Source organism: Delftia sp. PX-1 (assembly GCF_055797465.1).
On the sequence record NZ_CP184763.1, the window covers coordinates 5,049,429 to 5,063,146 of the forward strand.

General features: G+C 64.5%; 11 protein-coding genes. 2 read left to right on the forward strand and 9 right to left on the reverse strand.

Going from position 1 to position 13,718, the window contains the following annotated elements:
• Window positions 1-4: 4 nt before the first annotated feature.
• The 8 genes from rseP to rpsB all read right to left on the reverse strand — a co-directional run bounded on the left by rseP (window position 5) and on the right by rpsB (window position 7,438).
• Window positions 5-1,375 (reverse strand): RIP metalloprotease RseP, encoded by a 1,371-nt coding sequence (gene rseP / locus ACN20X_RS23150; RefSeq protein ID WP_034347698.1) that lies wholly within the window; start codon window positions 1,373-1,375, stop codon window positions 5-7.
• Window positions 1,376-1,457: 82 nt separating this feature from the next.
• Window positions 1,458-2,636: a 1-deoxy-D-xylulose-5-phosphate reductoisomerase gene (ispC, locus tag ACN20X_RS23155; protein WP_016447484.1), complete on the reverse strand. Its 1,179-nt coding sequence runs from the start codon at window positions 2,634-2,636 to the stop codon at window positions 1,458-1,460.
• The gene (locus ACN20X_RS23160; RefSeq protein WP_016447485.1) at window positions 2,633-3,487 is read right to left on the reverse strand and encodes a phosphatidate cytidylyltransferase; all 855 of its coding nucleotides are present in this window, start codon (window positions 3,485-3,487) and stop codon (window positions 2,633-2,635) included. The genes ispC and ACN20X_RS23160 overlap by 4 nt, the downstream gene beginning before the upstream one ends.
• Window positions 3,488-3,500: 13 nt before the next feature.
• On the reverse strand, window positions 3,501-4,247 hold the full coding sequence (gene uppS / locus ACN20X_RS23165; RefSeq protein ID WP_016447486.1) for a polyprenyl diphosphate synthase: 747 nt from the start codon (window positions 4,245-4,247) through the stop codon (window positions 3,501-3,503).
• Window positions 4,248-4,282: 35 nt separating this feature from the next.
• Window positions 4,283-4,843, reverse strand: a complete 561-nt coding sequence (frr, locus tag ACN20X_RS23170; RefSeq protein WP_016447487.1) for a ribosome recycling factor — start codon at window positions 4,841-4,843, stop codon at window positions 4,283-4,285.
• 43 nt (window positions 4,844-4,886) lie between these two features.
• Window positions 4,887-5,609 (reverse strand): UMP kinase, encoded by a 723-nt coding sequence (pyrH, locus tag ACN20X_RS23175; protein ID WP_016447488.1) that lies wholly within the window; start codon window positions 5,607-5,609, stop codon window positions 4,887-4,889.
• A 65-nt stretch (window positions 5,610-5,674) separates the two neighbouring features.
• Window positions 5,675-6,571 (reverse strand): translation elongation factor Ts, encoded by an 897-nt coding sequence (gene tsf, locus ACN20X_RS23180; RefSeq protein WP_016447489.1) that lies wholly within the window; start codon window positions 6,569-6,571, stop codon window positions 5,675-5,677.
• 114 nt (window positions 6,572-6,685) lie between these two features.
• A complete protein-coding gene (rpsB, locus tag ACN20X_RS23185; protein WP_016447490.1) occupies window positions 6,686-7,438 on the reverse strand; it encodes a 30S ribosomal protein S2 in 753 nt (250 codons plus the stop codon).
• A 366-nt stretch (window positions 7,439-7,804) separates the two neighbouring features.
• Between rpsB and ACN20X_RS23190 the strand changes: the two genes are divergently transcribed.
• Window positions 7,805-9,076, forward strand: a complete 1,272-nt coding sequence (locus ACN20X_RS23190; protein WP_016447491.1) for an FAD-dependent oxidoreductase — start codon at window positions 7,805-7,807, stop codon at window positions 9,074-9,076.
• A gap of 45 nt (window positions 9,077-9,121) precedes the next feature.
• Window positions 9,122-10,702 carry an NAD(P)H-hydrate dehydratase gene (locus ACN20X_RS23195; RefSeq protein WP_473209948.1) on the forward strand — a complete coding sequence of 527 codons (1,581 nt, stop codon included), beginning with the start codon at window positions 9,122-9,124 and terminating at the stop codon, window positions 10,700-10,702.
• Window positions 10,703-10,708: 6 nt separating this feature from the next.
• Here ACN20X_RS23195 and rnr read toward each other — a convergent pair whose 3' ends face one another.
• Window positions 10,709-13,276, reverse strand: coding sequence for a ribonuclease R (rnr, locus tag ACN20X_RS23200; protein WP_016451334.1), 2,568 nt, complete (start codon window positions 13,274-13,276; stop codon window positions 10,709-10,711).
• Window positions 13,277-13,718: the final 442 nt, after the last annotated feature.

The window sequence follows — 13,718 nt, forward strand, 5'->3', positions numbered from 1 at the left end:
AAAGTTAGCCCCAAAGCCGGTTGATATCGTTGAAAAAGGCGACGGACATCATCATCATCAAAACCGCCACGCCTGCACGCTGCAAGCGTCCGGCCCAGACTTCCGACACGCTTCGGCCAGTCACGCCCTCCCAAAGATAATACATCAGGTGCCCACCATCGAGCACCGGCAGGGGGAGCAAGTTGAGAACCCCCAGGCTGATGCTGATCAGCGCCAGGAACGAGAGATATTGGACCAGGCCCATGCTGGCCGAACGCCCCGCGTAGTCGGCAATGGTCAGGGGCCCGCTGATGTTCTTGAGCGAGGCCTCGCCGATCACCATGCGGCCCATCATGCGCAGTGTCAACGACGACAGCTCCCAGGTGCGCTGCACGCCGGCCCACAGGCCCTCCAGCGGACCGCGCTGCACCAGCGCCATTTCCGGGGCGCTGCCGATGTAGGCGCCGATGCGGGCGATGCTTTCCTTGCCGTCTTCCGATCGGCCCAGGTCGGGCAGCACCGGGATCTGCAACTGCCGCCCCTCGCGCTCCACCAGCCAGATCTGCTGCCGGACCTGGCCCGATGCGCCCATCTTGCGGATGAGATTGCGCAGCTGCGTGCCATCGTCCACCGAGGTGCCACCCACGCGCAAAACCAGATCGCCCGGGCGCAGGCCCGCCTTCTCGGCGGCACCACCGGCAATCACCTTGTCCAGCACGGGCTGCGTCCAGGGACCAAGCAAGCCCAGGCGCTCGAAGAAGGCGGCATCGGGCTCGCCCTGAACCTGACCAGCCAGCGCGAGCCGCAGCTCGGACGGGGCGGTGCGGCGGGCCTGGAGCACCTCCATGCGCACGGACTCGTCATCGAGCGCTGCACGGGTCAGCGTCCAGCGCAGATCATTGATGGAGCGGACCTCTTCCCATTCCTGGTCACCCAAAGCCATGCGCAGCACGCGATCGCCGCCTTGAACACCCGCCATCTGCAGCACCGTGCCTGCTGGCGGTGTTGCCAGCCGTGCAACGGGCTCCTGCATGCCGACCCAATTGACGATGGCCAGCAGCGCAATGGCCAGCACGAGATTGGCCACGGGACCTGCGGCCACGATGGCTGCACGCGCACGCAGCGGCTGGGTGTTGAATGCCAGATGGCGCTGGTCGGCAGGCACCTCGCCCTCACGCTCATCGAGCATGCGCACATAGCCGCCAAGGGGCAGTGCACCGATGACAAATTCCGTGTCCGAACCCTTGCGCTTCCATCGCAGGATGGGGCGGCCGAATCCGACGGAAAAGCGAAGCACCTTCACGCCGCAAGCCACGGCGACGCGGTAGTGGCCCCACTCATGCACGGCAATCAGCAAGCCCAGTGCGACCACGAATGCGACAACGGTCAGCAACAATTGATACTCCTTTGAATCCAATGCGCCTCTGGATTCCGCCGCAGGCCCATCAAGAAAACCATCCTGACCTGCGAAGCCGGCATCACAGCTGCCACTGCCGCGCCACGGTCTGCGCGATTTCGCGCGCCTGCGCGTCCAGGGCCAGCAGGTCTTCCAGGCTGCCCAGTGTAGGCGGCAGCAAGGTCTCGAGCGTGCGCAAATTCACAGCGTGGATACGGTCAAATGCCAGGCGCCGCTCCAAGAAGGCGGCAACGGCGACTTCGTTGGAAGCGTTGAGAACCGCCGTGGTTCCCTCGCTGGCGTGCAGCGCCTGCCAGGAAAGGTGCAGGCCCGGAAAGCGCACGGCATCCGCCTCCTCGAAGGTCAGGGCCGACAGCTTGGCGAAATCCAGGGGTGCCGCACCGCTGGCGATGCGGCGGGGCCAGGCCAGGCCGCAGGCGATGGGCACGCGCATGTCGGGCGTACCCAGTTGCGCGAGCACCGAAGCATCCTTGAACTGCACCATGGAGTGCACGATCTGCTGCGGATGGATGACGACCTTGATCTTGTCAGGCGCCATGTCGAACAGCCAGCGGGCCTCGATCACCTCCAGCGCCTTGTTCATCATGGTGGCCGAGTCCACGGAGATCTTGCGCCCCATGGAGAAATTCGGGTGCGCGCAGGCCTGCTCCGGCGTGATCCCGGACAGGGTGGACGGATCGCGCAGGCGAAAAGGCCCGCCCGAGGCTGTGAGCAGCAGACTGTCCACGCGATCGGGCCAGCTGGTGCGGTCTTCGGGCAGGCACTGGAAGATGGCCGAGTGCTCACTGTCTATGGGCAGCAGCGTTGCGCCGTGGCGCTTGACGGTGTCCATGAACAGGGCGCCGCCAACCACCAGCGCCTCCTTGTTGGCCAGCAGCAAGCGCTTGCCGGCGCGTGCGGCGGCCAGGCAAGGCGCCAGGCCCGCCGCACCGACGATGGCCGCCATGACGGCATCGGCTTCAGGATGCGAGGCGATCTGCTCCAGCGCGTCAGGCGACTGCAGCACTTCGGTGGCCAATCCATTGCTGCGCAGCTGCTCAGCCAGCAGCCTTGCATGCGGCGCGCTGGCCATGACGGCGTAGCGGGGCTTGAATTCGGCACACTGGCGCAGCATCAGGTCCACCTGCGTGGCCGCGCTGAGCGCAAAGACTTCGTAGTGATCGCGGTGGCGCGCCACCACATCCAGCGTATTGGTACCGATGGAGCCTGTGGAGCCCAGGACGGTGATTTTCTGCTTCATGAATGCGCGAAAGAGGAAAGCATCAGGGCCAGCGGCAGGGTCGGCAGCAGGGCATCGACGCGGTCGAGGACGCCGCCATGACCGGGCAGCAGGCCACTGCTGTCCTTGACGCCGACGCTGCGCTTGACCAGGGATTCGACCAGGTCGCCGACCACGCTCATCGCGGCCATGAAAACAACCGCCAGCAGCAGGAACCAGGCCCCGCGCGCCAGCAGCAATGAATAGAAACTGGGCACGGCCACCGCGTAGTGGCGGTCAGCCCAGACCCAGACCAAGGCCAGCACCACAACGCCTGCCATGCCGCCCCATACGCCTTCCCAGCTCTTGCCGGGACTGATCGTGGGAGCCAGCTTGGATTTGGTGAATTTCAGGCCCAGGGTCCGTCCTGCGAAATACGCGAACACGTCGGCCACCCAGACCAGCACCAGCACCGACAGCAGGAAGTTGATGCCCATCATGCGCGCCTGCACCACGGCGACCCAGGCCAGCCACAAGGCCAGCACTCCGCCGACCAGGCGCACAGGCGCTGCAATGCGAGGCCAGCCAGCCACGCCGGCACGCAGCAGCGCCCCGCCACCCAGCACCCAGGCAGCACCGGCAACAATCCAGAGCGCTGACAGCGGACGCTCCAGCCAGCCGGCAGCCCAGGCGCCCAGGCACATCGCCGTGCAGATGGCGCCTATGCCGATGGCGCCCGCGGTGCCAAAGCCGTTGAGACGTCCCCATTCCCAGGCACCTGCCGCCATGAGCACGAGCACGACCACGGCGAACGGAATACCCGTGGGATAGAACAGCGCAGGCAACAGGATGGCCAGCAGGATCAGGGCGGTGATGACTCGCTGCTTGAGCATGGCTCCCCCTTGTTCAGGACGTCTGCGGATGGGACGACGTCGGTTGTGATTGTTGTACTTGCGCGGAAGTCTGGCCGAAGCGCCGCTCGCGTGAAGCGAAAGCCGCGATGGCCTCGTCCAGGCAGGCCTCATCGAAATCAGGCCACAAGCTGTCACTGAAGAAAAGCTCGGAATACGCAGCCTGCCACAGCAGGAAGTTGCTGATGCGCATTTCCCCGCCGGTACGGATCAGCAGATCCGGGTCGGGCACATGGGCCAGTGCGAGCGCGCGGTCCAGGCTCTGCGGGGTGATGGGCTCGCCCTTCTCTGCCAGCCGGGCAGCTGCCTGTGCAATGTCCCAGCGTCCGCCGTAGTTGAAGCAGACGTTGAGAACCAGGCGATTGTTGTGCGCAGTGACGGTCTCGGCCTGCGCAAGGCCCGCGCACACTTTATCACCCAGGCCGCTGCGGTCACCGATGAAATGCAGGCGCACGCCGTCGCGGCTCAGTTGCTGCACTTCCTTGGCAAGCGCATTGGCCAGCAGGCCCATGAGACCGGAAACCTCCTCTTCGGGACGGTTCCAGTTCTCGGAAGAGAAAGCGAAGACGGTCAGGACCTGCACGCCGCGCTGGACGCAGGCGCGGGCGCAGCGGCGCAGTGATTCCACGCCCTGCTTGTGGCCGGCCAGTCGCGGCAGAAAGCGGCGATTGGCCCAGCGTCCATTGCCATCCATGATGACGGCAATATGGCGCGGCACCGCGCCGGAGTCTTGTTTGGTCAAAGGTACGGACCCTGAGGCAAATGAGGCCAGAAGCCTCAGACCGCCATGATGTCTTGTTCCTTGGCCGCCACCAGCGTATCGATCTCGGCGATGTGCTTGTCGGTCATCTTCTGGACATCGGCTTCGCAACGCTTTTGATCGTCTTCCGAGGCTTCCTTGTCCTTGACCAGCTTCTTGACGGCTTCGTTGGCATCGCGGCGCAGGTTGCGCACGGCGACCTTGGAAGCTTCGCCTTCATTGCGCGCCAGCTTGGTCATTTCCTTGCGGCGCTCCTCGCTCATGGGAGGCATGGGCACGCGGATCAGGTCGCCCAGCGAGGCGGGGTTCAGGCCCAGATCGCTTTCGCGGATGGCCTTCTCCACCTTGGCCGACATGCTCTTTTCCCAGGGCTGGACGCTGATGGTGCGCGCGTCAAGCAGGGTGACGTTGGCCACCTGGGACAGCGGCACCATGGAGCCGTAGTACTCCACATGGATGGAGTCCAGCAGCGATGGATTGGCACGACCGGTGCGCACGCGCGCAAGATTGTTCTTGAGCGCTTCGATGGACTGGCCCATCTTGGACTCGGTGGTCTTCTTGATGTCTGCAATCGTCATGTTCTTGTTCCTTGAAGAGCTGTGTAACGCGGTATCAAAACGCTCAAGCGTACACCAGCGTGCCCTCGTCCTCGCCCATGACCACGCGCTTGAGCGCGCCGGGCTTGACGATGGAGAACACCCGGATCGGCAGCTTCTGATCGCGGCACAGCGCAAAGGCGGTGGCGTCCATGATGCCCAGGTTGCGCGAGATGGCCTCGTCGAAAGCCAGCTTGTGGTAGCGGGTCGCGTCGGGGTTCTTCATCGGGTCGTCGGTGTAGACACCGTCGACCTTGGTGGCCTTGAGCACCACCTCGGCGCCGATTTCAGCGCCACGCAGCGCGGCGGCCGTGTCGGTCGTGAAGAACGGGTTGCCGGTGCCGGCAGCGAACACCACCACCTTGCCCTCCTCGAGGTACTGCAAGGCCTTGGGGCGCACATAGGGCTCCACGACCTGCTCGATGGCAATGGCCGACATCACGCGGGCTGTCAGCCCCTGCTTGTCCATGGCATCGGCCAGGGCCAGGGCATTCATGACCGTGGCCAGCATGCCCATGTAGTCGGCGGTGGCACGGTCCATGCCGACCGAGCCGCCAGCCACGCCGCGAAAGATGTTCCCCCCACCGATCACCACCGCCACCTGGACACCAACCTTGGTGACCTCGGCAATTTCGGAAACCATGCGCTCGATGGTCGCACGGTTGATGCCGAACGAGTCATCCCCCATGAGTGCCTCACCGGACAGCTTGAGCAGGATGCGCTTGTGGGCCGGTGTGGCGTGGGTCATGGTGTTTCTCCGAAGTGGTGGATGATGATGGATGGTGAAGGGAACGGTTCGGGCGCCTGGAAGGATCAGGCGCCGGCCTTGGCGGCAGCCACCTGGGCAGCCACTTCGGCAGCGAAGTCGTCGACCTTCTTTTCAATGCCTTCGCCGACCACGTACAGGGTGAAGCCCTTGACGTTGGTGTTGGCGGCCTTGAGCATCTGGGCCACGGTCTGCTTGCCGTCGGCAGCCTTCACGAAGACCTGGTCGGCCAGCGAGACTTCCTTCAGGTACTTCTGCACCGAGCCTTCGACCATCTTGGCGACGATGTCGGCAGGCTTGCCGGACTCGGCAGCCTTGGCGGCAGCAACGGTACGCTCCTTCTCGATCAGCTCGGCGGGCACGTCGGCGCTGGTCACGGACACGGGCTTCATGGCGGCCACGTGCATGGCGACATCCTTGGCAGCCGTGGCATCGCCGTCGAACTCGACGACCACGCCGATGCGCGAGCCGTGCAGGTAGGAAGCCAGGCTGGAGCCTTCGAAGCGCTTGAAGCGGCGGAAGGACATGTTTTCGCCGATCTTGCCGATCAGGCCCTTGCGCACGTCTTCCAGCGTGGGGCCGAAGCCGTCCTGCTCATAGGCCAGTGCGCTCAGCGCGGCCACGTCGGCGGGGTTTTGCTCGGCGACCAGCTTGGCGGCGGCGTTGGCCATCGCGATGAAGCTGTCGTTCTTGGACACGAAGTCGGTTTCGCTGTTGACTTCGATCATGGCACCCTGGTTGCCATTGATGAAGGCGGCGATCACGCCTTCGGCGGTCACGCGCGAGGCAGCCTTGCCAGCCTTGGTGCCGAGCTTGACGCGCAGCAGCTCTTCCGCCTTGACCAGGTCGCCTTCGGCTTCGGTCAGGGCCTTCTTGCACTCCATCATGGGCGCGTCAGTCTTTGCGCGCAGTTCAGCCACCATGCTTGCGGTAATTGCAGCCATCGTATTTCTCCAATGTCAGTTCGATTCGTTACAGGATTTCGGCTTAAAAAAACGGGGCTACCCTGAGCCCCGCTTTTTATTCGGCGACGAGGTCGCTCAGCCGGACAAGCTCAATCAGGCAGCGGATTCTTCCACTTCCACGAACTCGTCACCGCTCTCGCCGGATGCGGCCTTGACCACGTCGGTCAGTGCAGCAGCGCGGCCTTCCAGGATCGCGTCGGCGATGCCTTGGGCGTACAGTTGCACGGCCTTGGCAGAGTCGTCGTTACCGGGGATGACATAGTCGATGCCTTCGGGATTGTGGTTGGAGTCAACCACGCCGACCAGGGGGATGCCCAGCTTCTTGGCTTCGGCCACGGCAATCTTGTGGAAGCCCACGTCGATCACGAAGATGGCGTCGGGCAGGCTGTTCATGTCCTGAATGCCGCCGATGTCCTTTTCCAGCTTTTCCAGTTCGCGAACGAACATCAGCTGTTCCTTCTTGCTCATGGCTTCCAGACCGGCTTCCTGCTGAGCCTTCATTTCCTTCAGACGCTTGATGGACGTCTTGACGGTCTTGAAGTTGGTCAGCATGCCGCCCAGCCAGCGCTGGTCAACGAAAGGAACGCCAGCGCGCTGGGCTTCGGCAGCCACCAGCTCGCGGGCCTGGCGCTTGGTGCCGACCATCAGGATGGTGCCGCCGTTGGAAGCCAGCTGCTTCACGAACTTCTGGGCGTCCTGGAACATCGGCAGTGACTTTTCCAGGTTGATGATGTGGATCTTGTTGCGGTGGCCGAAGATGAAGGGGGCCATCTTGGGGTTCCAGAAACGGGTCTGGTGACCGAAGTGGACGCCTGCTTCCAGCATATCGCGCATAGTGACGGACATATGAATACCTCAAAGGTTAGGTCTAAAATCCAGCCCGACAATTGCCCCTGGATACAGGAAGCAACACCTTGAAGGGACTGGTTTGCGATTGACTTTGCAACGGGGGTTGCAAGCATGGGCAGGCATTCATGACGAACACCTCGCACCCCAAAGCCATCACCTGATCTCCGGCAATTCCGAAGAAAATCAGGGTGAACCCCTAGCAAAGCCGCAAGATTCTAGCATACGCAATCCCAAGACTGAGGCTTCGCACCCAACGCGCGCTCACACCCCGCATAGCCACGGTTGCCGCATCGGCCACACACTCCTGTAGTGATAGCTACATCCGCTTGATAATTCAGGCACTTCAGCAGATTCCACCCCAAAATGAACATCGCGATTGTGGGCGCCGGCAGCATTGGCGTTGCGACAGCCCACGCACTGGCCCAGGTCGGGCACGAGGTCACCGTCTACGAGCGCCATGGCACGGTGGCCGAGGAAGCCAGCTTCGGACATGCCGGCTGGCTGGGCCCCAGCCTGCTCCAACCGTGGAGCGTCCCCGGTCTCTCCACCACAGAACGCTCACCCACGCTTCCCGGCCGGCAGGCTTTGCCACGCCCCGGCTCCGGAAACCTCGCAGCCCAGCTGCGCTGGCTATGGCAATGGCGCCAGGCTGGGCGGCGCCTGCGCAAAGCCGGCGAACCCACAGCCACGATGGCGGCACTGGAGACACTCACCCAGCGCAGCCAGCAGTTCCAGCAATCGCTGTGGCGGCAGTGGGAGCTGGACCCGGAATATGTCTCCGGCAGCCTGGTGCTGCTGGGCAGCGAGGCCGACCATGAGCAACTGAAACCTGCACTGGCAGCGCTGGCCGAGGCCGGCACGCGCTGCGAGGCACTGGATGCCGCCCAGACCCGCCTGCGTGAGCCCGCGCTGGGCGAGGAGACCGCACTCGCAGGCTCCTTGTATTTCCCGCAGGCTGGCGCCGCCAACGGCCGCCTGGCCACGCTGATGCAAAGGCAGGCCGCACAGTCCGCAGGAGCACGATTCGAGACGCAACGCCTGGTGCAGCGACTGCAGCCCGGCGGCGCCGGGCGCACCGCTCGCCTGCAGCTGCAAGGCGAAGACACGCCCCGGTCGCACGATGCCATCGTCGTCTGCGCTGGCGCCGAGGCCGCAAACCTGCTCGCGCCGCTGAGCCTGCGCCTGCCCATGATCGCCCTGCGCGGCTATGGCATCAGTGCTCCGCTGCGCGAACAAGGCTACGCGCCCCGCCACGCCATCGTCGACTGGAGCGAGCAGATGACCCTGGTGCGCCTTGGCCAGCGCATGCGGGTCGTGGCCGGCGCTGAACTGGGCAGCCACGGCCCCATGCACGAGGCCACGCTGCAGCGCATGTACCACCGACTCAACATGGTCTTTCCCGGCAGCGCCGTGCTGACCTCGGGCGTTCAGATCTGGCATGGCACACGCATGTGCACAGCCGATGGACTGCCTTTGCTGGGCGCCAGCGGTTTGCCCGGCATCTGGCTCAACCTGGGCCATGGCAGTTGTGGTGCCGCTATTGCCCAAGGCTGCGCCAGCATGCTGAGCGACCTGATGGACAACCGCACCAGTTTCCTGGACAGCGCATTGCTGGATCCGCGCCGCTTCGGCTGACCGCTGCGGACACCCCGCCCTGCGGCTGGCGGCTATGCTCAGGCCATGCTGCGCATTCCCACATCCACCGCATTGCCACTGTTCGATACGGTGGCCACACGCACCCTGGAACAGCAGGCCGCGGCCCGACTGCCCGAACACTGCCTCATGCAGCGCGCAGGCATGGGGCTGGCACGCCTGGCACGCGCCATCGCCCCTCACGCCAACCGCATCTGGATCGCCTGCGGCCCTGGGAACAACGGCGGAGACGGCCTGCAGGCAGCCGCCTGGCTTCAACAGCACCTGAACACGATGCCGGCACGATCCCGCAATTGCCGCATCCTGGTCAGCTGCGTGCACGAACGCGACCGCATGCCCGCCGACGCGCGTGCCGCATGGGATGCAGCCCACAAGGCCGGCGTGCAATGGATCGCCCACATGCCCTCCGACATGGGGCCTCAGGATCTGTGCATTGATGCCTTGCTCGGCATCGGCCTGCGCCGACCCGACACGGCAAGCCCACCCACCCGAAAAGATGACCGATTGCTGCCGCTGCTGCGCAGCCTGCAGTCCGGCATCAGCCCCGTCCTTTGCGTGGACATCGCATCCGGCCTGGATGCCGACACCGGGCAATACCTGCCTGGATTCGAGCCCATGAACCTCCCGGTCAGCGCACGGCATACGCTGGCTCTGCTGACACTGCAACCCGGCCTGTTCACAGGAAGCGGCCGCGACGCCTGCGGCCAGATATGGTGGGACGATCTGGACACAGGACTGGCAAGCAGCGCGCCACCCTTCGCCATCTCACCGTGCGCACAACTTTTCTCCCCGGAAGCCCGCGCCCCGCGTCCGCATGCCAGCCATAAGGGGAGCTTTGGCGACGTGGCCATTCTGGGCGGAGAGGGGCTGGAACACCGCGGCCTGTCCATGACCGGCGCCGCCTGGCTGGCCGCACTGGCAGCCTTGCACGGCGGGGCGGGACGCGTGATGCTGGCACTGCTCGATGCCTCGCACGGGTCAGACCAGGCCATCTCCCCCTGGCCCGAAATCATGTTGCGCAGCCCCGAAGCACAAGACTGGCGCCGCGCCACCGTCGTGTGCGGATGTGGCGGCGGCATGGCGGTGCGCGCCTGGCTGCCCCAAATTCTGGATCAGGCGCCCAGGCTGGTACTGGACGCAGACGCACTGAACGCGGTTGCCGAAGATGAGTCGCTGGCCCTGCTTCTGAAAGAACGCAGCCGACGCAGCCAGCACACGGTGCTGACACCGCACCCGCTGGAGGCCGCCCGCCTGCTGAAAATGAGCACTGCCCAGGTCCAGGCCCAGCGACTTTCAGCAGCCAGGCAACTGGCGCTCCAATTCAACTGCACTGCGTTGCTGAAGGGCTCGGGCACCGTGATCGCCGGACCGCAGGGCGACGGCAATGCATCGCCGCCCTGCTGGATCAACCCCACAGGCAACGCCCGGCTGTCCACCGGAGGAACCGGAGATGTTCTCGCCGGGCTGATTGCCGCGCTATGGGCGCAAGGGCTGGACCCCGCGCAGGCCGCAACACTGGCGGCCTGGCGCCACGGCCATGCGGCAGACCAATGGCCCGCGCAAATGCCGTTCAGCGCCAGCGCGCTGGCCCAGCGGCTGGGCCAATAGACGCCCTCAGGGCTTGCGCCGGGGCTTGGATGTCTTGCCTGCCACCTTGGACTTGACGGCCCCCAAGGCCTTCTTACCCAAGGCGCGCAGCGCCTGCACCGGCGATGGCGGCGGCAACTGCGGCAGACCGTGGTCAGCATCGACGGCGACAGACTGGCGCGCTTCAGCCGCCCTGCCCCTGCGGGAAGCGCGTGCCGCAGGTGCGGACGAACCCGGCACCACGGCCGGCTCACTCACGTCGCTTTGACGCACTGGCGCGGCCGGGCGGGACTGGGCACTCGCATATTCAGCCTCCAGCGCGGCCAGGTTCACGCCCTTGACCATGGCCTTCTTGGACGCCTTGCGCCCCTGCTTGCCGGAAGACACCGCGCCGTCGGATTCAGACCGGGCTCCGCCGACACCGCCGGAGTTACGCTGCGCACGCTTTTCCTTGGCGTCGCGGCGCCCCCATTTTTCGCCCTGATGGGCTTCCGTGCGCGCCGGCACCCTGCCGGAACGACCCGAAGCCGGCTGCTCTTCGCCGTCGCGCACCAGGCGGAAATCGATGCGCCGGCCATCCAGGTCCACACGGCTGACCTGAACGCGCAGCCGCGTACCTATGCCGTAGCGAATGCCCGAGCGCTCGCCCCGCAGTTCCTGGCGCGCCTCATCAAAGCGGAAGTAGTCCCCCCCCAGCTCGGTGATGTGGACCAGACCCTCCACATACATGGCATCGAGCGTGACGAAGATGCCGAAGGTGGTGACCGCAGAGACCACGCCTGCGAACTCCTCCCCCAGATGCTCACGCATGTACTTGCACTTGAGCCAGGCCTCGACATCTCGGCTGGCCTCATCGGCGCGGCGCTCGTTCGCGCTGCAGTGCAGGCCTGCAGCCTCCCAGGCCTGGACCTCGGCGGCGGGCGCGCGCTTGCGCGGCTTCTGGCCGGGTGCACTGACACGCGAGGCCAGACGCTTGGCCAGCTTGGCTTCGGCCTCTCCAGGCGTGGGCAGCTCGGGCAGGCGATAGTGCGTGCCTTCAAGCTCGGCCTTGATCACGCGGTGCACGAGCAAGTCGGGATAGCGGCGAATCGGACTGGTGAAGTGCGTATAGGCATCGAAGGCCAGCCCGAAGTGGCCCGAATTTTCAGGCGTGTAGAAGGCCTGCATCATCGAGCGCAGCAGCATGGTGTGGATCTGCTGGGCATCAGGCCGGTCCTTGGTGGCATTGGCAATGGCCTGGAATTCGGACGTGGCCGGATTCTCGCCAAGCGCCATACCCACTCCCATGGCCTTGAGGTAGTTGCGCAGGATGTCCTGCTTCTCCAGCGAGGGCTTGTCGTGCACGCGGAACAGGCCAACGCGGCCGCTGTGCTCGATGAAGTCCGCGCTGCAGACGTTGGCGGCCAGCATGGCCTCCTCGATCAGCTTGTGCGCCTCGTTGCGCGTGCGCGGCACGATCTTCTCGATGCGGCCGTTCTCGTCACAGACGATCTGCGTCTCCGTGGTCTCGAAGTCCACGGCGCCGCGTGCTTCGCGCGACTTGAGCAGCGCCTGGTACACCCCATGCAGATTCAGCAAGTCGCCCACGCGATCGGAGCGCTTGGCAGCCTCCGGGCCACGCGTATTGGCCAGGATGGCAGCCACCTCGTTATAGGTGAAGCGCGCATGGCTGTGCATCACCGCGGGGTAGAACTGATAGGCATGGATATCGCCCTTTGCAGTGATCAGCATGTCGCAGACCATGCACAGGCGATCCACATCGGGATTGAGCGAGCACAGGCCATTGCTGAGCTTCTCGGGCAGCATGGGGATCACACGGCGCGGGAAATAGACGCTGGTGGCACGGTCATAGGCATCGATATCGATGGCACTGCCCGTGGTCACGTAGTGACTCACATCGGCAATCGCCACCAGCAGGCGCCAGCCCTTGCCGCGCCCGACCTTGGCAGGCTCGCAGTAGACGGCATCGTCGAAGTCGCGCGCATCCTCGCCATCGATGGTGACCAGGGGCACATCGGTCAGATCGATGCGATTCTTGCGATCGGCAGGCCGCACCCTGTCCGGCAGGGCCTTGGCCTGTGCCAGGCAGGCATCGGAAAACACATGGGGCACGCCGTACTTGCGCACCGCAATCTCGATCTCCATGCCGGGATCGTCGACCTCACCGAGCACTTCAATGATGCGCCCCACGGGCTGGCCGAACAGTGCAGGCGCCTCGGTCAACTCCACCACGACCACCTGCCCGATCTTGGCCGAACCCGTCGCGTTGGCAGGGATCAGGATGTCCTGGCCATAGCGCTTGTCTTCGGGAGCGACCAGATACACGCCGCTTTCCTGCAAGAAGCGGCCAATGATGTTGTGCGCAGGCCGCTCGATGATCTCGACCACGCGGCCTTCAGGCCTGCCGCGGCGGTCCTGCCGCACGATGCGAACCTTGACACGGTCCTTGTGCAGCACCGCACGCATTTCATTGGGAGGAAGGAAGATGTCGCCTTCGCCGTCATCACGGATGACGAAGCCATGTCCGTCGCGGTGCCCCTGCACACTGCCCCCGATTTCGTCGTTCGCGTCGGCACTTTTTGCGTGAGGGTTCATTTTCTTGGTATACAATCTAAATCTTTCCGTGCGACACGTAACGTGTCGTTCTGAATGAGGTAGCTGCCTCGTTAAATATTAGCAATTTACTCACCCGCTTCGGCGGGCATAAAACAGATGCTCGGCTCACCCCGATCATCCCACAGCTTGATCCGCAAGGACGGGCTTTAATAGAAGATAGACGGGCAACCGAGCTATCTCATCAAGGTCACTCTATCGAGTGACTTTGTATTGAAAGCGGCAGAGATGCCGTTTGTGGCGCTCGCGCACATAGCCGACGAGCACGCCACAAGCGGAGCTTTGTCTGCCGCGTGCGCAGCTCGTTTCTGAGTAAACTATTCAGAGCGTCCTGCTCTGATCTGCCTTGTCATACATCCGGCAACGGACCGCTGTGACCTCGCGTGCGACCGCGAGTAGCCTAGAGTGGCATGCAGGGACAGCA

Coding starts and splice junctions, on each gene's coding strand:
- ACN20X_RS23195 (WP_473209948.1), top strand. CDS start 9,122: ATGCTGCGCATTCCCACATCCACCGCATTGCCACTGTTCGATACGGTG.
- ACN20X_RS23190 (WP_016447491.1), top strand. CDS start 7,805: ATGAACATCGCGATTGTGGGCGCCGGCAGCATTGGCGTTGCGACAGCC.
- rpsB (WP_016447490.1), bottom strand. CDS start 7,438: ATGTCCGTCACTATGCGCGATATGCTGGAAGCAGGCGTCCACTTCGGT.
- ispC (WP_016447484.1), bottom strand. CDS start 2,636: ATGAAGCAGAAAATCACCGTCCTGGGCTCCACAGGCTCCATCGGTACC.
- ACN20X_RS23160 (WP_016447485.1), bottom strand. CDS start 3,487: ATGCTCAAGCAGCGAGTCATCACCGCCCTGATCCTGCTGGCCATCCTG.
- frr (WP_016447487.1), bottom strand. CDS start 4,843: ATGACGATTGCAGACATCAAGAAGACCACCGAGTCCAAGATGGGCCAG.
- pyrH (WP_016447488.1), bottom strand. CDS start 5,609: ATGACCCACGCCACACCGGCCCACAAGCGCATCCTGCTCAAGCTGTCC.
- rnr (WP_016451334.1), bottom strand. CDS start 13,276: ATGAACCCTCACGCAAAAAGTGCCGACGCGAACGACGAAATCGGGGGC.
- tsf (WP_016447489.1), bottom strand. CDS start 6,571: ATGGCTGCAATTACCGCAAGCATGGTGGCTGAACTGCGCGCAAAGACT.